The following is a 19,094-nucleotide window of genomic DNA, read 5'->3' as shown; positions in this document are numbered from 1 at the left end:
GGATGCCGCCTCTCGGTGGGGCACGGGCCGCTGGGCTGTCGCCGAGGCGACGCTGTGGGGCGACGACACCTGCGTGTATCGGGCTCATGGACTCGGGTTGCGCGTCCTTTGAAACGGTACCGCCGACCGACCGACCGCCACGCGGGCTATGCAAGCAGCAGCGGCATGTCCCAGTCGGCCGGTGTGCCGTCCACCGCATACGAGTCCAGGGCGAGCGCGACGCCGGCGGCCCCGTCGAGATAGCCCGAGACATCCGAGCCGAACGGCACCTTCGTCATCGTGAAACGCAGTCCGAAAGGCAGCGCCGGGTCGAAGGCGGAGACGATCTCGGCGGCGATGTCGTCCCGCAGTTCGTCCAGCCGGGGCTCCCGCCACGCTTCGTTGAGCCGGCCGAGCTGGTGCAGGGCCCCGGCCCAACCGTGGCACAGCGCATGGTCGTCGATGCCCCACGCCGACCGGGGGAGGACCAGCAGCCGGTCCACCGAGGCGCGGGCGAGGTCCGAGAAGTCCGTCCGCCCCAGCGCCCGTCCGGCCAGTTGCAGCGCCCGGGAGACTCCGGGAGCCCCGTAGCACCAGGCGGGCCACTTGGCGCTGCCGTCGTAGGCGGCGGGCCCCCGTTGCCACTGGGCGAAGGAGAGGTAGCCGGGCCAGAAGAGGCCGTAGGAGTCCGTCACCGCCCAGGTGCGCAGCAGATCGACGGTCGCCTCCATGGCTTCCTGCTGCCCCGGCACCCGCACACCCTGCTCCCAGGCCAGGGCCAGCAGCGCGAGCGGCCCGGCGACGCCGTGCGAGAGACCCAGGTTGAGGTGGCCTCCGGGGAACGCCGCCTCGGAGCCGATCCGGGGCGCGTCCAGGGCCCACCAGCGCGGCACGTCCGCGCCTTGGTGCTCCACGGTGCCGAGTGACAGGCGTACGAGGTAGTGGAGCACCGCCGTCAGCGGCTCCTCGCAGCTCTCCGCGCGGGCCAGCAGATAGCGGCCGACACCGGTCAGGCCGCGGACCACCTCGTAGTGCCCGATGGTGGGCAGCGGCCGGTCCTCGACGGGCGGCAGGACGGTCCCCACGAGATCGCGCTGGTAGGCGTCGAAACGCTGGAGCGCGGAGACGTAGCCCCCGGTGGTGCGGTGAGCGAGCAGCACGGCGAACGCCAGTGCCCCCGGCCCCTTGAAAATCCCGCCTGCGGTGCCGGGCCCGCCCGAGACGGCGCGGGTTCCCGCCGTGAGATACGCATGGGCACGCGGCACCTGTCGCGCCGCGTCCCGGGAGACCCCCGAGAACGCGAGCGCGAGCCCGGGACTGCCACTGCCGAGGGTGAGCTCGGCCCAGACCGGCTCGGCCACCCCGTCGTCCGCGGCGTGGGCGGGGATGCGGGTGGCCGCCATCGTAGCGGCGGGATCAGCGAGCCGGTTCAGGATCTCGGCGGAAACGTCGGCGGCCCGCTCCCGGAGGCCTTGAGAGGGCCCGCCCGCAGGGTGCTCCCACGTCCCGCCGCCCCCCGTGGTCCCGGTGGTCCCCGTGGTCCCGGTGGTCCCGGTGGTCCCGGTGGTCCCGGTGGTCCCGCTCATGGTGTGCTCCCGTGCCCCGCCCTCGGCGATGTCGCTCATCGTCCGCTCCTGCTCAGGTGCCGTCCTCGCCCGACATGGGTCCGTACCGCGCCGCGCAGCACCGCGTACCCGCGGGCCTCGGCCGCCCGGTCGATGCCGAACAGGCGGTTGTGCCGCATGTGCAGCAGCGACAGCAGCGCCTCGTCGCGGTCGGCTTCCGGAGCGGACAGGATCAAACGCCCGTACGCGTGGGGCTCGGGCGACTGCGACCACAGCGCGCCGAGCGACGGAGTCCCGAGCGCTTCCGCGGCCGACGCCACCGCGCTGCCCGGCCTGATCAGCCGGTCGGCGACCGCACGGTGTCGCTGGTAGACCTCGTGCTCCGTGGTCTTCGTGAACATCCGGTCGACCCAGCCGCACCAGTCCCAGTCCCCGAGGGACTCCAGCAGCACCGCGTGCCCGAGCCCGGCGAGCACGGCGGCGGGGAGCGTCCGCGCGACGCCCTGCGATGCGCGCAACTGCACGAGCGCCGACAGGCTGTCGGTCCGGAAGAAGCGCTCCGCGGCCTCCTGGAGCGCCTCGCCGCCGTAGCGGTCGCTCTCGGGCCGGTACGTGTCGAGGGTCATCGCCCGCAAGGCCCCGTTTTCGACGAGGGCCCGTGACACGCGGCTGAGCGCGGGCAGCACCCGGCCGTTCAGCGCCGCGGGATCGCCGTGGAACCGCAGCCGCAGATGCGGTTCGGGGTCTTGGTAGCGCAGGAAGAACCAGCGGTCGACCTCGTCCTCGACCTCGGCGAGCAGGGCCGGAAGATGCTCGGTGAGCAGAGCGTCGTGGGCCGACGCTTCGGCGTACCACTTGGTGAACAGCCAGTCCTCGCCCGGCAGATGGACACGGGTGGGGGCGAGCCGGACGGGCGGCGCGGTCTGTCCCTGCGCCTGCTCGGCGCCTTCCGGAGCCGTGTGCCCGGCGGTCCGTCGGGCCCCCGCGAGGGGCACCACGATCTCCGTGCTGTGACCGTCGTTCCAGCCGAGCCCCGCACCGTCGGCCGTCAGATCCTCGTAGAGGACGAACTGAGGATGTGCGGCGGTCAGTTCGGCGCGCAGCAGGTCCCGGTCCCAGCGGTCGCGCAGGTCTACGGGGTACATCTGGTCGTTGCGCGCGATGTGCAGTCGGTCCGGTACGGCAAGGCGCCGGCGCCAGGCGTCGAGGCCCTGCTCCCACGCCCCGGCGCCCTGCGCCCTGGCGGCGTCGCGCAGGCGTCGGCCCGGCAACCAGCGCCTGGGCATCACCACCACTCGTCCGTACCGGACACGCGGCAGATACGGCAGAGCGTCGTGCCCCGCCCAGTTCCAGCCCGACCACACTCGGGGCCGCGCCGTCGCGACGTCCATGAGGAACCGGGCCACCGGCGGGGCCTGGGTGTCCAGGGCCAGCATGTGCGGCAGCACCGGGCGGACCGGACGGCCGCTCCCTGGGTGCAGCAGCCGCAGCCCGTCGGAACCGGCGGCGACGAGCAGCGAGCGCCAGTCGAGACAGCAGGGGTCGCCCCGGTCGTCGGGTACGCCGACGGGGATGCGGTTCGGCAGCAGACGGGGCACCTGGACGATGTTGAGGCCGCGCGGCTCCTGGGGCATCAACTCGACCTGGGCCGTGATCACCGTGTCGTCGGCGGTGCCGGCGGCGAGCCGGGCGAGGTCGTCGGTGAGGCCGGCCACCGCCGCGAACCGGCCCGCCGTCGCGCCCGCCGTCCAGGCGCCGATGTGCGGGCTGCAGAGCAACTGGAAGTCGCCGCGGTCCAGTGCGGCGGTGCTCTCGGAGAGCACCTGGAAGCAGAGTTCGAGACTGGGCGGCGGCGCGGCGGCGGGATCGTGCCCGGCGACTTCGGCCAGACGCCGCACGACGTCGTCGGTCAGCACCAGGTCGCCGCCGGACAGGACAGCCTCCTGCAGCAGTTCGCCGATCATCGCGCGTCTGGGACCGTCCGCCTCGTCACCCGGGCCACCGCGCGCGTACACCGGTTCCGCGCCGTACTCGGGGGGCAGGCCGAGCCCGCGGTGCGGGTCGACCAGCTCGCCCAACGGTACGGCGCAGGCGGTGCCGTAGCGCTCGATGAAGCGCTCGCGGTAGTCCCGCATGTACGCCAGCGTCGTCCACTCCGGTGTGATCGCCCAGATCGCGGCTGCGTACCGGCACACTTCCCGCCCGACCGCCTCCGGTACGACGAACTCGCCTGGTATGTGCAGGTCCACATGCAGGGGTGGCCGGGCGTGCGGCCCGCTGTCCGTGCCGGGGACGTCGAGGCGGCGGACCTCGTCCAGGACCTTCTGCCAGGAGTCGTCGCCCAGCCCCGGAGGGTCCTCCGCGTGCCGTGCGCAGGCCGCCCGGATGTCCCGCAGCGCCTGCGCGTCGTCGGGAAGCGCCGCGTCCAGGACCGCCTCGATGCCGTCGAGCAGCGCGCCGTCGATGCGGTGCGGGGTGATCGAGGTGAGCAGGAAGCCGTGTTGCAGGAGTCCGGCCAGCTGACGGTCGAGCCGTTCGGCGTCCAGCGCCGGGAAGCGTTCCCCCAGTGATACGAGCAGATCGGCATACGGAACCGGTGTGCGCGCCCGCTCACGCACGGCGCCGACCAGCGCGTTGTCGCGCACCGACTGCTCCTGTCCACCGGTGCGCAGATACAGCCGTCCGTCCCGCACGAAGCACAGGTCATTGAGTACGACGTCGACGCGCCGGCGGACCGAGGGCTCCTCGAGCCAGGCCAGTACCCGGCGCCGCAGCCACGCCCCGTCGAGCCGGACCGCGACCTCACCGGTGCCTGGCTCCGCCTTGGCCGAGGAACCGAACCGGGCGGTACCGACCCCCGCGAACAGGCCGAACGGCGTGGGGCGCGCCGCGGCGCGGCGGGCGTAGCGCGTCAGGGTCCGCGCAGCGCTCACGGTCCGCTTGCGGCCCAGGGCAGAGGCGCCTTCGTCACTGGTCAGACCGGCAAGGCTGTGGGCCAGCGAGCCGCTGGCGACCCGGACCGCCTGGCTGAGCAGGGGATCGGAGGCGAGCTGCCGCGCCCCGGAAACCGGATCGGCGGCATCCACCGTGGCCGGCGCGGTGCCGCGCGGCCGACTCGCCATTCGGACCAGTACGGGCTCGCGCACCTCGAAGGCCGCAGTTGCCTGGTGGGTTTCGGACTCCGCCGCCACGTGTGCGCTCCTCGCCGTCGTGCGGAAAGCGGGGCGGATTCGGGCCGCCCCGCTCGGAAGAGCCCCGAGGGGGCCTCAGTCCGTCAGCAACAGATGGGGCAGCGCGTGCCGATCGCGTAGCTGCTCGGCGAGGTGAACGTGCCCTGGCCGAACGACTCGGCCTGCTCCGGGAGGTCGGAGACGCGCAGATCCAGGTCGAGGTCGAGCTCGGGGGCTTCGTGGGACAGAATCATCTCGGTGCGCATGCTTCTCCCTTGGATGGTGGGGTGCACGGACTCGAACGCCAGGGCCCCGGTCGGGGCCCGGACATGCGCAACCTTTGCTCACGCCTCTGACAGTCGGTAGACGAAATCGAGCCATTGATCAAGGGCTCGACCGCTGCCGAGGAAGAGGGGGCGGAGCGGAGGTCCCCGCACGGAAAGGGCGGCAGCGGCACCAGAACCGCCCACAGGACAAGGTGAGGGAGCACGGTGACGAACATCGCGGGTGCGGTCGAATCGATGGAACAACTGGCGACGGCCTGGCGGGCCATGGTGCTCGACCGGGACGCCGAAGCGGACGTACGAGACCTCCCCGGTGTCGCCGTCCGCTGGGCCGACTGCCGCTTCGTCTTCTGGAACGCCGTCACCTTGACCCAGGAGGCCGGGGTGGACGCGGCCACCCTGGAGAAGCGTCTGCGACAGGCGGCCGACATCATGCGGTCCAAGCGGCAGCCGGGCTTCCTGTGGCTCTTCGAGGACCTGCTCGCCGCCGACGCGCACGCGGCACTGGAGGAGGCGGTGGACCGCGCCGGCCTGGCCTACGCCTTCCCAGGCACCGGCATGGCAGGCGACCTGCTGCCCGTCCCCGACCCCCACCACCCGGACCTCACCTTCGAGCGGGTGGTCACCGACGAGCAACTGCTCGCCTACGCCGACCTCAACGCGCGCGCGTACGGCTTCCCTCCGCAGGACTGCCGCGACGGCATCGCGGGCTCCGCGCTGTGGAAGGACGAGGTGTACGCCTACCTGGCCCTGCGGGACGGCGACCCGGTGGCATGCGCCGCGACGGTGGAGACGGCGGGCCGCCTGTTCGTCGTCCTCGTCGCCACCGACCCCGACTGGCAACGCCGGGGCTACGGGGAGGCGGTGACGCGCAAGGCGCTGCACGAGGGCGCCCCCGCGCCACCGGACTGACCCGTGCCACTCTCCACGCCACCGTCGCCGGAGCACCGGTGTACCCGCGTATCGGCTTCGCACCGAACACGCCGATGCGCTTCTACGGGCTCACCGACTGACCGGCCCCCCCGATGCAAGCGGGACGGCCTAGTGGGGGTCCCAGTTGCCGTCGGTGGTCAGGACCGCCGGGGTGGAGGACACCTGGAAGCCGCCCGGGACGGACTGGACGCAGCCACCGCTGCACTGCGGGGTGAGTTCGGTTGCCTGGGCAGTGGCGGCCGGGCCGACGAGGAGCGCCGTGGCGAGGCCGCCCACGGTCAACAGGCCTGCGGCCCAGCGAGGAGTGTGCTTCATGTCTTTTCCCTTCTGATCATTTCCGATTGGCCGCGTACGCGGGCTGGTACGGGTGATGGATGGTCTCGTCGACTCGTTCGTCGACACTGTGCTCTTAGAATTCCTAACGGAAAGCCCCCGTGCCGCCTTCCGCATCCTGGTGACTCGGTCCGGCCGCGTATGCCAGCGGCGGGGCGATTGCCTGGGCATCCGCTCCCTCGCCGACCCACAGCGCGATGAACAGCGCGGCGGTCGCTTCCACGAGTGCCGCCCGTTCGAGACCGCCGCCGGCCACGGGTTCACAGCCCACGTCCCGCACCAACTCGCGTACACGCGCGAGGGCCGTCTCGTCATCCCCGCAGACCGGCACGGCCAGTGGTCGCCCGTCGAAGACGGGCCGCCGCATGCGCCACACGTCCTCGTGGCAGAGGTTGAAAGCCTTGACCACGTGGGCCCCCGGTGCCGCCGCGGCCAGTTGCTGCGCGGCCGAGGGGCCTCCGTCCGTCAGCAGCCGGAAGCCCGGCCCGACCGGGTTGGAGCAGTCGAGCAGCACCTTGCCCTCCAGGGCCGCGCACAGCTCGCGTGCCACGTCTACTCCTGCCCCGAAGGGCAGCGCGGCCAACACCACCTGACCGGACTCGGCCGCCGTGCGCAGACTGGCAGGCTTCGCGCTGCCTCCGACGCGCATCGCGAGCCGCTCCGCCTTGTGTGCGTCCCGTCCCCCGATGATCACCTCGTGCCCGGCCCGCACCCAGTGGGTGGCCAGCGCGTCGGCCATGTTGCCCGTTCCCAGTACACCGATTCTCATCACGCGTTCCTTCTCCCTACCTGGTTCCACCGTTCACACCGACGGTAGAGGGCGGTTCGGGCACCATTTGGTACGTGACGACCGACGCCTTCCTCGCCGACTGCCGCGCCCGCCTCGCCTTCGACCTGCTCTCCAACACCTGGAACGCCGTGGTGCTCTGGGCGCTGCGCGACGGCCCCAGGCGCCCGGTCGACCTACGGGAGCGGATCGGGGGCATCAGCTCCAAGGTCCTCACCGAGACTCTGCGGCGGCTGCAGTTCAACGGACTGGTCGACCGGCAGGCACACCCCGACGCACCGTCACGGGTCGAGTACCAACTCACCGCACTGGGCCGGACCTTGCTAGCGCCCATCGACGCAGTCGGCGCATGGGCCTTCGAGTACGGTGATGACGTTGTGGCAGCCCAGGAAGCAGCATGCACTCCCGCCCCGCAGTCCCCTCCTCCTACTCGCTGAACCGGTCAACGGCGTGAGCGCAGACGTAGCCGGCAGATGAGGGCACATCCCGGGACGAGGAACGCCTCGTGGATGTCGTCGCGAATCTCCCAGCGGATCCGCAGGCGGCGAAACCGGTGCAGGTGAGCAAACGCGCGCTCAACGCCCCAGCGGCGGGCGATCAGCGGCTCCACGTCGAGGTCCCGCACCAGGCGGCGGTACTTGTCGTGGTCGTGGTCGTAGCCGCGGTCGCCCAGCACCACGTCGGGGCGGAGCCCGGGCCGGTCCCGCTTGCCTCGCACCGACGGCACGGCCTGGTCCACTCGGCCAGACGGCGCCAGCACGTCATCCCGGGGCCGAAGCCTGGCTCCTGCGGCAGATACTCCCAGGAGATCCCGGTGTCAGGACGAACAGGATGCCCTGGAACACCGGCCGGTCCGGATGCCGCTTGCGTCCCGGGTGTCGGGTCCGACGCTCGACCTTGGGCAACAGCGGCTCGATCACCGCCCACAACTCGTCCTCGACCCTCCACGGCTTCGGCCGAGCCACCCCACACCCCCGGATCATCAGTTTCCCGGAACGATCCAACCTCCTCGAAGATCATTTCGTTAGGAGTTCTTAGTACCACTTCTGCCACGCGCCACGATTGCATTCGCGCATGTGGACCCCGTCGTCGAAGTTGTGGTCCAGGCAGTATCTGGCGTCGAGCTGGTTCCTGAACGTCAGGCTGCCATCGCTCCAATGGTCGACATACCAGCTCTGGTTCTGCGAAGTGTTGCAGGCGGCTCCGTATACGCCGTCGTTGCCGAGGCCCTTGCTCCAATGGAGGCACTTGCCCGTGGCGACATTCTGAAAGCGCCGTGTGCCGTCGCCCCAAGCGTGGACCCGCCACTGCTGCCATACGCCGTAATGACACCCAAAGCCCCGCACTCCGTCCGAGTCGTTGTGGTCCAGGCAAACCTGAGTGCCTTGGTTGCGGAAGGTGTTGATGGGGTCTGCTTGAGGGGCTGCCGCTACCGTGCCGGTGCTGTTGCAAAAGGCCAAGGCAAGAGCAGCCAGTACGCCTGCGAGGTGAAGCTTTTTGAGCATTCGACGACTCCTACATGTGAGGGGCCCGGCGTCGCTGCGCGTCACGCCAGTGCGAAACGGCCCATGAACCTTTGGGCCTGAGGACCTGAGCAGAGTGACAGACCCGCAAGGAGGCGTTCCATCCCTTCGGTCGTGACTTAAAGCATCGTTGTATGGGCTTCCGACGCGGGCGGAGACTGTGTGCGATCAAGAAGCTGAGCGACGGGGGACGCTCGATGAAACGGATTCACTTCACGGGTGGGGATCTCGCCCGGACTCGGCTGGCCACGACGATCGGTGTGGCCGCGGAGACGTTCGACAGCGTGAAGCTGCTGTGGGAGCGCGACAGAACCCTTGGGTTTCACCACTGGCGGACGTCGGTGAGCGGCCGGGTGGGTGAGCAGGCACGGCCGCTGGCCGCGCTGATGCCGACTGGCGGACCGATGGTGGACGTGGCGAGCCTCGCGGGAGACACGACGTGCATCGAGGAGGCGGTGGACAACGTCCTCGCGGCTCCGCGCGCGCTGCTGCGCATGGAACTGGAGCACATCCGCTTCCAGCCGGCGCACCGCTCCTGGGCCCGGAGCCTGGTGGACGGCGACCTGGAACCGCGGCGGCAACTCACCGAGGCCCTCGCCGCCTGCCACCGAGCGACGGTGGCGCCCTACTGGGGAGGGGCGAGATCTCATCTGACCGCGGTCCGGGCGGACTACGCGCGCACGATGGCCGAAGGGGGAGTCGAGCGGCTACTGGAATCCCTGTGCCCTCCTCTGGTGCGCTGGCGGGCGCCGGTGCTCGAGGTGTGCCACCCGCGCGACGCCGACGTGTATCTGCGGGGGCGGGGTCTCGTCATCGCACCGACGGTCTTCTCGTCGCGGCAGGTGGAGCTGCTGCAGTGCCCGCTGGACACGGCCAAGGCACCGGTCTTGGCCGTGCCCACGATCGGCGATGCCACGGCCGGCACTGCCGTCTGGGACGTCAGCGAGTCCGGTGGCCAGGCGCTCGGCGACCTGCTGGGACGCACCCGCGCCGCAGCACTGAAGGCAGTGGCCGACGGTTGCAGCACGACAGAGTTGGCTCGCCGCCTGAGTATCTCGGCGGCGGCAGCGAGCCAGCACGCGACGGTGCTGCGCAAGGCCAACCTGATCACCACCAGCCGGGATGGCAAGGCGGTGCTCCACACCATGACGTCCATGGGCGCCGCACTGCTGAACTCCGCCCCGAACTGACCGGACGCGCGTTTCGACGCCGACCGGTCTGCCACCCGACGGTGATACCTCATCGGCAGGCCCGCTAAGGTCCCGCCATGGTCAGTGAACGTGCGTTGCGCGGATACCTCCTGGAGGAGGTCCTGGCGTGGCTGCTGCGCTCCAGCGGATACGAGGTGCTCACCGCCCAGGACGACGGAGAGCGGCCACCGTGGAAGACGCTGGAAGTGCGCAACCACGGCCTGGTCGTGCGCGGCCGTGGAGCCTGGCACCAGGCCGACACACTGGGACAGTTCCGGTACGTACCGCCGTTCTCCCTCCCGGTCCGCCTCTTCGTGGAAGCGAAATTCACCCGGACCAGGGTGCGACTGTCCACCGTTCGCAACGGCCACGGTGTCGTGCACGACGTCAACGAGAACGTCATGACCACCGTCACGAGACATTCGGGCCCACGCCGGCCCCGAACCCGCTACCGGTACAGCTACGCCATCTTCTCCACGTCCGGGTTCAGTCAGGACGCCCAGGAGTTCGCTCTCGCCCATCAGATATCCCTCGTCGACCTGTCCATGCCAGATTTCGCGAGACTGCGCACCCTGGTACGCACCGCGGCAAAGGACGTCCACACGGCGATGCAGGCGCTACCGGCAGCGAGCCGTCCGACCGTCCACGGGCTCCGGACCCACCTGCGAGGGCCCCTGCTGGACCTGTGGGGGCAACCAGCCGTCACCGACCCCTCCGTGACCGCTCCACTCGACGTCCTGGCGGAGAGTCTGCGCAGCCGGTCCACTCTGGGACTCATTCTGGCCTTCCCCGCCGCGCCGTTCGTTCTCGGACTGGCATCCGACGACCTGTACGGCTTCGTCAGCTACGCACGCCGGCACCCCACCCACTCCGTCCGGCTGCGCCGACTCAGACAACCAGGGCCCCACCCGGTCTGGGAGATCCGGTCCCAGGACGATCCGGCCGCCTACGCGCTGACCTTCGGCCTTCCCGAACAGGTCGAGGCATGGATCCTCGATCAGGAGACCAGCACCTCCGCCCGCACGCGCTGGGTGAAGGAAAGCATGCTCTCTGCCATGACGCTGTACTGGATGGACAGCGACCACGCCCACACCTTTCAGCTTCGGTACGCGGCGGCGGAGATCATCGAGCAACGCGCAGACGATCCCGCACCATGGCACCTGTCGGACCTGTCTGAGCCTCCGATCGGCTGAAGTGGTCACGGTTCTCTGAGTGCCGGGGTTCGCCCGGAGGCGGCCCGGTCGGGCGGTCAGGCGGAGGGGGTGCCGCCGACGAAGGTGCGCTGTGGAGGTGATGCCACGAGTTGGACCGTGGTACCGGCGCGGAGGTCTTCGCCCGCGACGTGGGTGACGGCGTTCGTGAGAGCGGTACCGAGGCGTGCGGTGATGTGGTCGGCGTCGGGGCGGTCGAAGACACCGTCGCGCAGGTTCAGGACGACGGAGGCGTTGGTGTCGACGGCCGTACCGCCCTGCGCGTAGCGGCCTGCGGGGACTCCGGCCAGGCGGATGCTGACGAGGTCGCGGGCCCATGCGCCGTAGACATCGACGATGGCGTCTGTCAGTGCGGCAACCAGCAGGGATTCGTTGCCGGTCAGCCTGTTCTCTGGAAGGTGGACGGTCAGATGCGGCATAGTGAGCCTCGTTCCCTTTGTTTCCAAAGCCTTTGTCTCTAAAGGTATCCGGGAGGGTTACCGATGTCCACGGAATCGGACGGTCCAGCCCTCGATGAGGCCGTCCGTACCCTGCTGTTGCTCATGCCCCGGCTCGTCGGCCGCGCCAAGCGCCTGCCCGTCCCGGCGGCGCTGCAGGGCCTGGACCTGGCACCGCGACACCTCGCGTTGCTGGCCCACCTGGAGTACGACGGTCCCACCAGCGTCAACGACCTGGCCGCCCGGCTGGAGGTGGCCCCCACGACCGTCAGCCTCATGGTCAGCGAGCTGTCACGGCCGGGCGTCCTGCAGCGCACCGCTGACCCCGCCGACCGACGCCGCCGCATCATCGCCATCGCCCCCGCCTACGCCGCACCGATCGGGGAGTGGCTCTCCGGCAGCGCCTCGGCCTGGGAAAGCGTCATGCGCGCTCTGGCCCCCGCGGAACGCGCCACGGTCATCGCCGCGCTGCACGCCTACGAATCCGCCCTGGAGGACGTGGGAAACCAGCACCGTAATACGCCTTCTCGAACCTCGCGCCAGCCCGAGCCACCGCAACCACGTGCGAGACGTTGACGGCGCGCCGGCGGCCTGGGCGGATTCGATGAGCTTGTATGCGGGAGCCCATGCAGAGATCGTTGGCGTCACGACGAAGTGAACCCAGGAGCCGCTGATGTCCGAGAACCTGAGCAGGGCGCAACCGCCGGTCGTCGACCGCGCGACCTTGGAGCAGCAATTGGAGGGGCTCAGGGCGAGGGAGAAGGCCCACACCCGCGAAGGCGACGCGATCGCCGCCGCGCGTCGCAGGCTCCCGATGGTAGAGGTCGCCGCAGACAGCACGCTGCTGGGACCGGACGGCCCCATGACACTCCTGGACGCATTCGAAGGGCGACGCCAGATGATCGCCTACTACTTCATGTGGTGGCCGGGCCGACCGGCCGCTGAGCAGTGCGAGGGCTGTACCTGGGTGATGAGCCACGTGGGCGAGCTGGCCTATCTGCACTCCCGTGACATCACCTTCGCCGTGCTCTGTCAGGGCCGCAACACCGCCTACGGCTTCGCGGATGCGCAGACATCGTACGAGGAGAGCCTGCGCTACCGCGCCTTCATGGGCTGGACCATGCCGTGGTACTCCGCCCAGCCCTCGCTCGAAACGCTCCTTGTCGGCCGGGAACCCGGCCTGTTCCACCTGGTGTGCTACCTGCGCGACGGCGACCGTGTCTTCGAGACGTACTGGACCAATCGCCGCGGGGCCGAGGCGGTGGACTACAGCTACGCACTCATGGACCTCACGGCGTTCGGACGCCAGGAGGCATGGGAGGACTCACCGGCAGGCTGGCAGCGCCTCGGGCACGCCACGCGAACCCTGGGCGGCGCTCCCGACTGGCCTCCGCTGCGGGAAGAGCGGCCCATTGGACGTCCCACATCGCAGTGGCCGCGCATCGACGCCGGTCACTCCGATGACCTGGGCGCCACCGGCACCGGCCCGGCGGCCGAGTCCCCTCACTGCCACTGACGGCGCGAGTAATCGTCGCGCCTCGGTCCGCGACCGTGACTGACGTCGAGGCACGTGGTGCCCCGGCGCTCCGGGAGCGGCGGCGAGAACACGCCAGGGTGGGCGGTCCGCCACGCGGCTTCGCCGATGAGCCGCCGGGCCACGCTCAGGAGTGGTCGAGTTGGTCGGCCAAGTCGGCCAGATCGTCGGCGTGCACGTCGAACTCGTCCGATGAGGTGGGCGGGTCGCCGACAGGGCGAGCTACGTAGGCGGTGCGCAGACCGCGGCCCTGTGCTCCGCGCAGGTCCCAGGCGTGGGCGGCGACCATCAGGAGCCGCTCCGGGGGTCGTCCGGAGACGGCGACGGCCAACTGGTAGACCGCTGGGTCCGGCTTGTAGGTGCGGGCGTCTTCGGCGGACAGGGCCTGGTGCCAGCGCAGTCCGGCGTGGGCGTTGAGTCCCAGCAGTGCCGTCCGGCTCGCGTTGGAGAGTCCGATCAGCGGGAACCGTTCGGCGAGTCGGGCAAGCCCTGCCACGGTGTCAGGCCACGGTGGGAGCCTGCGAGCCGACAGGGCGAGCGCCGCTACGGCGGCCGGGTCGTCGACTCCGGCGGCCTCGGCGACGAGCCGGGCGGCTTCCAGGTCGAGGACGTCGCTGGTGAGGTAGGGCCGGACGCCGTCGAGGATGCGACGTTGCTCGCGGTCGATGTACTGCTGCCACAGCGACAAAAGCTGCTCGACCCTGGAATCGTCGATCGACGGGTCGAGTTCACGAATGCCGGCGCGGATACCGGCGGGTTCGTCGACGAGCGTGCCGAGCACGTCGAACACCACGGCATCGATCTCTAGCTTTGACATGGGTGAGGTCTCCTGGACGAAGCAGGGGCGTAAGAGGCGCTGTTGGCCGAACACAGCAGGGCGCATCAAGATTCCCGCCCAGGGACACGGCGTGGCTCCGACTCGGCCCGCCGGATCACAGAGCACGCCCCACGCGCGGCCAACTCGGACGGCAAGCCCGTCCTCTTCCGCATCACCGCCACGGACTGGGGCGAGGGCGGCATCACCATCGAGGAGTCGGCCCTGTTCGCCAAGGAGCTGGCGGCCGCGGGCATTGACCTCCTCGACGTCTCCTCCGGCCTGGGCGTACGGGACGAGGAGGCCCGCCCGCCCCTGCGCGAGGCCGTCCACGTCGACCTGGCGAACACGCTGCGGGAGGCGTCGGGACTGCCGAACGCCCCGGTCGGGCAGATCGGCGAACTGTCCTCGGACCTACGCACTCGTGGCGGGCGGACGGGCGGACGGGCGGATGCGGTGATGCTGGGCCGGGCGCTGCTGCGCGGCGACCCCTACCTCGCCCTGCGCGGGCGCGCATCGGACCGGGCCGCCTGGCCTGTCCAATACCACCGCGCCTGTGATCCCACCGGCGTGACGCGGATCGGACCCCGGAACCCTGGGGGTTGGCCACGTTGAGCAAGATCTACACTGCCGGCGGCTGGGCTCTCGCTTCCAGCGATGGATCGCGGGGCGCGCATTCGGAGCGCACGCTCGCCATCTCCGAGGATGGCGAGCGAACTCCGACGAAGGTGGACTCATGACGGCAATACGTTGCGACGCGGCGCTGCTGGACGGATACCGCGCTGTGCACGAGGCCGGTTCGGCCCCGATGAGCCTGGAGCGGTTGCCGAAGGTCCGGGCCGAAGACGCCGCAGAGGTACCGACGCTCGACGAACTGCGGCGGGGCGGGCGGTTCGTGGGGACTTCGCACTCGGTTCCGGGGGCGTACGGAACTCCAGAGGCTGAGCTGCTGATCTGCACGCCTGCCGCCGTTTCGGGTCCGGCAGTGTCCCGCCCGGTCATCTACTTCGTGCACGGCGGCGGCTACTTCAGCGGCGATCCACGGCACCTCTTCTTCCTCGAACCGCTGCTGGACGAGGCCGAGCGGCTCGGGGCGTCACTGATCTCGGCCGGATACCGGCTCGCGCCGGAGCACCCGTATCCGGCACCACTCGACGATGTCTACGCCGGGCTGCTGTGGACCGCAGAACACGCGGCCGAACTCGGCTTGGACGCGGACCGGATCGTCGTCGCGGGGACGAGTGCCGGCGGTGGCCTGGCCGCCGCGCTGAGTTTGGCGGTGCGTGACAAGGGCGGTCCGCGGCTGGCCGGACAGCTGCTGATGTGCCCGATGCTCGACGACCGCAACGACAGTGCTTCCGCCCATCAGATGGACGGTGTCGATGTCTGGGACCGTAGCCGGAACGGCTTCGGGTGGAAGGCCCTGCTCGGTTCCGAGTGCGGGGGCCCGGACGTGTCGCCCTACGCCGCACCCGCCCGCGCCACGGATCTGTCCGGACTACCGCCCTCCTTCATCGATGTCGGCTCCGCGGAGACGCTGCGCGACGAGGCCGTCGCCTACGCCGACCGTATCTGGCGGGCCGGCGGCTCTGCCGAGCTGCATGTGTGGTCCGGCGGCTACCACACGTTCGACCTGGTGGTCCCGGACGCGGTGATCAGCCGGGCGGCGTGGCAGACCCGTCGTTCCTGGCTGGAGCGGGTACTGGCGGCTGACTGACGTCCCGCGATCTGGGCGACGTCGGTGCGACGTTCGATCATGAGGCAGTCGTTCAGGTCACGAGCAGGGACCGCCGAAGCGAACCACCCGAGGACGGTCGAGGAGCTGGCGTACTGAACGAATTTTCGAAGGGGTGCGTGAACAGCGTGTCGCCGGGCACTAGGACTATCGCACGGAGGTCCTGGCATTCGGAGTTGGTCGGGATCCAGGAACCAAAGGACGAACTCAGGACGCTGTTGTGAGGTTCATACTCACCCACGCCTGAGCCGGCATTAACGATGGGGTTTCGAAATGATTATTCTCGGACTTATTCTGCTGATCATCGGCCTGCTTGTCGGCATGGGCCTGCTGACGACGATCGGTGGCATCCTCATTCTGGTTGGCGCCATCCTGTGGATCCTGGGTGCGACGGGTCGCGCGGTCGGTGGGCGCAAGCACTTCTTCTGATGCCAGGTCGTACCTTCCGAAGTACGGGCAGTTGATGGCGGTCAACCTTCAACGATGCGCGGGATCGCCGGTTGAGCCAACCGGCGATCCCGCGCTATGTTGCCCCGGGCTTCCCAGGGGTTGGCACGGACAGTCAGCGGAACAGGCGGAAGAACCCGCGCACCTGATTGACCAGCGACTCCGGCTGCTCCAGCGCGGCGAAGTGGCCACCGTGGGGCAACTCCTCGAACCAGCGCAGGTCGGTGAACCGCAGCTCGGCCTCCCGCCTCGACGGGCGGGTTATGTCGCGCGGGTAGACCGACAGCCCGGATGGCGCGGTCGTCACCTGGTCTCGGAAGTTGGCGAAGCTCTCCCAGTACAGGCGCGCCGACGACGTGGCCGACGCGGTGAACCAATAGACCGAGATCTCGTCGAGGATCGTCTGCCGGGACAACGCGTCCTCGGGATGGCCGTCGTTGTCCGTCCACGCCCAGAACTTCTCGGCGATCCATGCGGCCTGCCCCGCCGGGGAGTCGGTGAGGCCGTAGCCGAGCGTCTGCGGCCGGGTTGCCTGGATCGCCGAGTACCCGCGTCCGGTGCGCCGCATCTCCTTCTCGGCCTCGAGATTCGCCAGCTCCGCGGGCGTCGGGTCGTCGAACGTGCCCGCCGCCACGGAACCCAGGTTCAGGTGCACGCCGACGACCCGCTCGGGCGCCACCTCGCCCAGCACCGCGGATACCGCCGAACCCCAGTCACCACCCTGCGCGCCGTACCGTTCGTATCCCAGCGAGACCATCAACGCGTCCCAGGTGCGTGCCGTGCGAGTGATGCCCCACCCGGTCGTCGACGGCTTGTCACTCCAGCCGTACCCGGGCAACGACGGCGCGACCACGTGGAACGCGTCCGCCGGGTCACCGCTGTGCGCGCGGGTCGGTGAGCGGGCCGAGGACCTCCAGGAACTCGAGCACCGAACCCGGCCATCCGTGCGTGAGCACGAGCGGGAAGGCGTCCGGCTCCGGCGAGCGGACGTGCAGGAAGTGGATGCCCAGCCCGTCGATCGTGTCGCGGTACTGCGGGAACACGTTCAGTCGCTCGGCGAACCCGAAGTCGTAGTCCTCGGCCCAGCTGCGGCACAGCTCCTGCGCATACGCCAGCGGCAGACCCTGTGACCAGTCGTCCACCGGCTCGCGCTCGGGCCAGCGCGTCCGTCGCAATCGTTCTCGCAGGTCCGCGATCTCGGCTTCGGTGATGCTGACCTCGAATGGCTTGGCGGACATGGCGAGGCTCCCAACTGGTCGCGGCGTTATCGGATCAGATGCAGGTGGACCGTCATCGCGAGCTTCCACGCGTGGCGTCCGGGTCGGGGCGGCGGTCGGCGGCGGTATGGCCCCGGGTCAGGCTGAGGACGAGTCCGACCAGGGGGAGTGCCGCGAGCCCGGCGAGGGCCACCGGCACCGGCACGACGCCGGACAGGCCCGCGACAGCGGCCGGACCGATCCCGCCACCCAGGGCGTTCATGAAGTTGAGCAGGCCCTGTGCGGTGTCGCGGTCGTCCGGGGCGACCAAGTCCGGCGCGAGGCCCACCAGTACGCCTTGGGCACCGGCGAACCCGCACACGGTCAACGCGGTGCCGACGACAATGGTGATCGGCCCGGTGAAGACCGCGACCACGAGCACGCCGAGGACGGTGAGTGCCGCGAGCCCGGCCGACGCGGACGATTGGTTGAGCCGGTGTTCGAAACCCTGAGCCCATGCTGCGGCTCGGGTCCGGCCTGCGAAAACTCAGCTGCTTCTTTATCCAGGGCGGCCTTCGCCTGGTCATGTGCTCCGACCCAGGTGCACATGACCACGACGAAGGCCGTGAGGGTGGGTCTGCGCCTGATGCTGTCCGAAGGGAGCCGTTCGCGGAGGCGTCACGCGCCCGGGGCGAGTTCTACGAGTGTCCGACCGCGGACGGCCGCCAGCCTTCGACGAGCACCGCTACGAGGAGCGCAACACCGTCGAGCGGGCGATCAACCGCCTGACACAGTCCCGGGCCGTCGCCACCCGCCACGACGAACGCGGCTACGTCTTCCTCGGCACCGCCACCGTCGCAGCCCTCACCACCTGGCTCCGCGCGAGTTCGGACGGACAAGTCCTAGTAGATGTTGGCCGCCACGTCCGCGCCGTCCTCCCGTCCCGCGTTGATCTGCGTGCGCAGCGCGATCTCGTCGTACACGCGGACCTCCTTCACGATGCGGCCGTCCTGGATCAGGAACTGCGAGACGCCGAGCACCGTGACCGGCTTGCCGGTGAGGGGGCCGAAGGCGGGAATGCCGCGGTACGTGCCGTGCATGGTCCAGGTCACGGCCACGCGCAGACCCGCGTAGCGCTCCGCATGGTGGGTCTGGACGTCCCGTACGGCGAAGCGCGCGTCGGGGAAGGGGCCGACCATTTCCAGCAGATCGGCCTGGTAGCGCTCGGGACGGATCACGGTGCGGTCGCCGATGGTGTGCAGGAAGAGGTCGCGCGCCATGAAGTCGTTGACCTTGTTGAGCTCGCGCTGCGACCAGACCCGGTCGATGAACTCGAGGACCATCTCGCACTCGGGACGGAAGTCGTCGGGGCGCGGCCCGCTGACACCTTCCAGGAGCACGTCCTTCGGCGGCTCGTCGGTCATCGACCCGGTGTAGCCCTGGAACTGGCGGTCGCGCGCGGCCTCGTCCGGGTCGATACCGAGCTGCAGGCAGTCCGCGAGGTCGTCGCGCACCACCCACTCCTCGACCATGCGGCCCTGCCGGTAGAGGCAGTTGGCCACCGTCCGCTTGCGGACGCGGACGCTGCGGCCGTCCACGAGATGCTCGTCGGCGGAGAAGACCAGGTGCGAGCTGAGGAAGGCGTCGTCCCCGCGGGCCTCCCACACCACGTCCTCGGCCTGGCCGATGTGGCCGGGCACGGCGGCCATCCGCATCGTGCTGCCCTCGATGACGCCGTCGCGGCCGATGACGGTCCCGAGACTGGTGTGGACGATCGAGTCGGGCTCGTAGTTGTCGACGATGTGGGCGATGTCGCGCGCGACCCAGATGCGGTCGGTCACCTCGCGGATGAACTCGTCCGGGTCGTTGTAGGGCTCGTACGCGACGGGGTGCAGGGCCATGGTGCTTTCCGTTCCGGTGTGATGTGAATGCGTATGCAGAAAGTGAAGTGGGTGG

Annotated in this window: 18 protein-coding genes and 3 pseudogenes; 8 read left to right on the top strand and 13 right to left on the bottom strand. The window is 70.1% G+C overall.

Translation table 11 applies throughout. From position 1 onward, the window contains the following. Nucleotides 1-146 precede the first annotated feature (146 nt). The 3 genes from ACGH52_RS02125 to lanA all read right to left on the bottom strand — a co-directional run bounded on the left by ACGH52_RS02125 (nt 147) and on the right by lanA (nt 4,980). Nucleotides 147-1,604, bottom strand: a complete 1,458-nt coding sequence (locus ACGH52_RS02125; RefSeq protein WP_399937117.1) for a lanthionine synthetase C family protein — start codon at nt 1,602-1,604, stop codon at nt 147-149. Further along, nucleotides 1,601-4,735 (bottom strand): lantibiotic dehydratase, encoded by a 3,135-nt coding sequence (locus ACGH52_RS02120; protein ID WP_399937114.1) that lies wholly within the window; start codon nt 4,733-4,735, stop codon nt 1,601-1,603. The genes ACGH52_RS02125 and ACGH52_RS02120 overlap by 4 nt, the downstream gene beginning before the upstream one ends. An 83-nt stretch (nt 4,736-4,818) precedes the next feature. Next, entirely contained in the window at nt 4,819-4,980 is a 162-nt protein-coding gene (gene lanA, locus ACGH52_RS02115; protein ID WP_059302729.1) for an SCO0268 family class II lanthipeptide, read from the bottom strand. 255 nt (nt 4,981-5,235) lie between these two features. Between lanA and ACGH52_RS02110 the strand changes: the two are divergent. Further along, nucleotides 5,236-6,011 (top strand): annotated as a pseudogene (locus tag ACGH52_RS02110) (GNAT family N-acetyltransferase). Between the two features lie 28 nt (nt 6,012-6,039). Here the strand turns inward: ACGH52_RS02110 and ACGH52_RS02105 are convergent. Both ACGH52_RS02105 and ACGH52_RS02100 read right to left on the bottom strand, forming a co-directional pair. Then, on the bottom strand, nt 6,040-6,246 hold the full coding sequence (locus ACGH52_RS02105) for a hypothetical protein (RefSeq protein WP_399937111.1): 207 nt from the start codon (nt 6,244-6,246) through the stop codon (nt 6,040-6,042). A gap of 103 nt (nt 6,247-6,349) precedes the next feature. Further along, entirely contained in the window at nt 6,350-7,033 is a 684-nt protein-coding gene (locus ACGH52_RS02100; RefSeq protein ID WP_399937108.1) for an NADPH-dependent F420 reductase, read from the bottom strand. A gap of 74 nt (nt 7,034-7,107) precedes the next feature. On the opposite strand from ACGH52_RS02100, the gene ACGH52_RS02095 reads away from it, so the two are divergent. Then, nucleotides 7,108-7,488 (top strand): helix-turn-helix domain-containing protein, encoded by a 381-nt coding sequence (locus tag ACGH52_RS02095; RefSeq protein WP_076977980.1) that lies wholly within the window; start codon nt 7,108-7,110, stop codon nt 7,486-7,488. A gap of 5 nt (nt 7,489-7,493) precedes the next feature. Here ACGH52_RS02095 and ACGH52_RS02090 read toward each other — a convergent pair. Next, a pseudogene (locus tag ACGH52_RS02090) lies at nt 7,494-8,034 on the bottom strand (transposase). A 51-nt stretch (nt 8,035-8,085) separates the two neighbouring features. Beyond that, nucleotides 8,086-8,556, bottom strand: coding sequence for an RICIN domain-containing protein (locus ACGH52_RS02085; RefSeq protein WP_399937105.1), 471 nt, complete (start codon nt 8,554-8,556; stop codon nt 8,086-8,088). A gap of 152 nt (nt 8,557-8,708) precedes the next feature. On the opposite strand from ACGH52_RS02085, the gene ACGH52_RS02080 reads away from it, so the two are divergent. Both ACGH52_RS02080 and ACGH52_RS02075 read left to right on the top strand, forming a co-directional pair. Beyond that, a complete protein-coding gene (locus ACGH52_RS02080) occupies nt 8,709-9,764 on the top strand; it encodes an ArsR/SmtB family transcription factor (RefSeq protein WP_399937102.1) in 1,056 nt (351 codons plus the stop codon). 77 nt (nt 9,765-9,841) lie between these two features. Next, on the top strand, nt 9,842-10,957 hold the full coding sequence (locus ACGH52_RS02075) for a hypothetical protein (RefSeq protein ID WP_399937099.1): 1,116 nt from the start codon (nt 9,842-9,844) through the stop codon (nt 10,955-10,957). 56 nt (nt 10,958-11,013) lie between these two features. On the opposite strand, the gene ACGH52_RS02070 is transcribed toward ACGH52_RS02075, so the two are convergent. Beyond that, nucleotides 11,014-11,394 carry a tautomerase family protein gene (locus ACGH52_RS02070; RefSeq protein WP_121703230.1) on the bottom strand — a complete coding sequence of 127 codons (381 nt, stop codon included), beginning with the start codon at nt 11,392-11,394 and terminating at the stop codon, nt 11,014-11,016. Between the two features lie 63 nt (nt 11,395-11,457). Between ACGH52_RS02070 and ACGH52_RS02065 the strand changes: the two genes are divergently transcribed. Further along, a complete protein-coding gene (locus tag ACGH52_RS02065) occupies nt 11,458-11,988 on the top strand; it encodes a MarR family winged helix-turn-helix transcriptional regulator (protein WP_059302726.1) in 531 nt (176 codons plus the stop codon). Nucleotides 11,989-12,085: 97 nt separating this feature from the next. After that, a complete protein-coding gene (locus tag ACGH52_RS02060; RefSeq protein ID WP_399937096.1) occupies nt 12,086-12,928 on the top strand; it encodes a DUF899 family protein in 843 nt (280 codons plus the stop codon). A 145-nt stretch (nt 12,929-13,073) separates the two neighbouring features. On the opposite strand, the gene ACGH52_RS02055 is transcribed toward ACGH52_RS02060, so the two are convergent. Next, on the bottom strand, nt 13,074-13,763 hold the full coding sequence (locus ACGH52_RS02055; RefSeq protein WP_399937093.1) for a haloacid dehalogenase type II: 690 nt from the start codon (nt 13,761-13,763) through the stop codon (nt 13,074-13,076). 42 nt (nt 13,764-13,805) lie between these two features. On the opposite strand from ACGH52_RS02055, the gene ACGH52_RS02050 reads away from it, so the two are divergent. Further along, nucleotides 13,806-14,375, top strand: coding sequence for a hypothetical protein (locus ACGH52_RS02050; protein WP_399937090.1), 570 nt, complete (start codon nt 13,806-13,808; stop codon nt 14,373-14,375). Between the two features lie 121 nt (nt 14,376-14,496). Then, nucleotides 14,497-15,477 carry an alpha/beta hydrolase gene (locus tag ACGH52_RS02045; RefSeq protein ID WP_399937087.1) on the top strand — a complete coding sequence of 327 codons (981 nt, stop codon included), beginning with the start codon at nt 14,497-14,499 and terminating at the stop codon, nt 15,475-15,477. A 225-nt stretch (nt 15,478-15,702) separates the two neighbouring features. Here the strand turns inward: ACGH52_RS02045 and ACGH52_RS02040 are convergent, their stop codons facing one another. The 4 genes and pseudogenes from ACGH52_RS02040 to ACGH52_RS02025 form a co-directional block, all read right to left on the bottom strand. Next, nucleotides 15,703-15,969 carry a hypothetical protein gene (locus ACGH52_RS02040; RefSeq protein WP_399947053.1) on the bottom strand — a complete coding sequence of 89 codons (267 nt, stop codon included), beginning with the start codon at nt 15,967-15,969 and terminating at the stop codon, nt 15,703-15,705. 88 nt (nt 15,970-16,057) lie between these two features. After that, nucleotides 16,058-17,180 (bottom strand): annotated as a pseudogene (locus tag ACGH52_RS02035) (epoxide hydrolase family protein). 52 nt (nt 17,181-17,232) lie between these two features. Further along, the gene (locus ACGH52_RS02030; protein WP_399937084.1) at nt 17,233-17,580 is read right to left on the bottom strand and encodes a hypothetical protein; all 348 of its coding nucleotides are present in this window, start codon (nt 17,578-17,580) and stop codon (nt 17,233-17,235) included. A 460-nt stretch (nt 17,581-18,040) separates the two neighbouring features. Beyond that, on the bottom strand, nt 18,041-19,039 hold the full coding sequence (locus ACGH52_RS02025) for an ester cyclase (protein WP_399937081.1): 999 nt from the start codon (nt 19,037-19,039) through the stop codon (nt 18,041-18,043). Between the last annotated feature and the right edge of the window lie 55 nt (nt 19,040-19,094).

It is taken from the genome of Streptomyces sp. BBFR25, assembly GCF_044590125.1.
GTDB classification, from domain to species: domain Bacteria; phylum Actinomycetota; class Actinomycetes; order Streptomycetales; family Streptomycetaceae; genus Streptomyces; species Streptomyces canus_D.
This window is presented reverse-complemented; position numbering and strand designations above follow the sequence as displayed.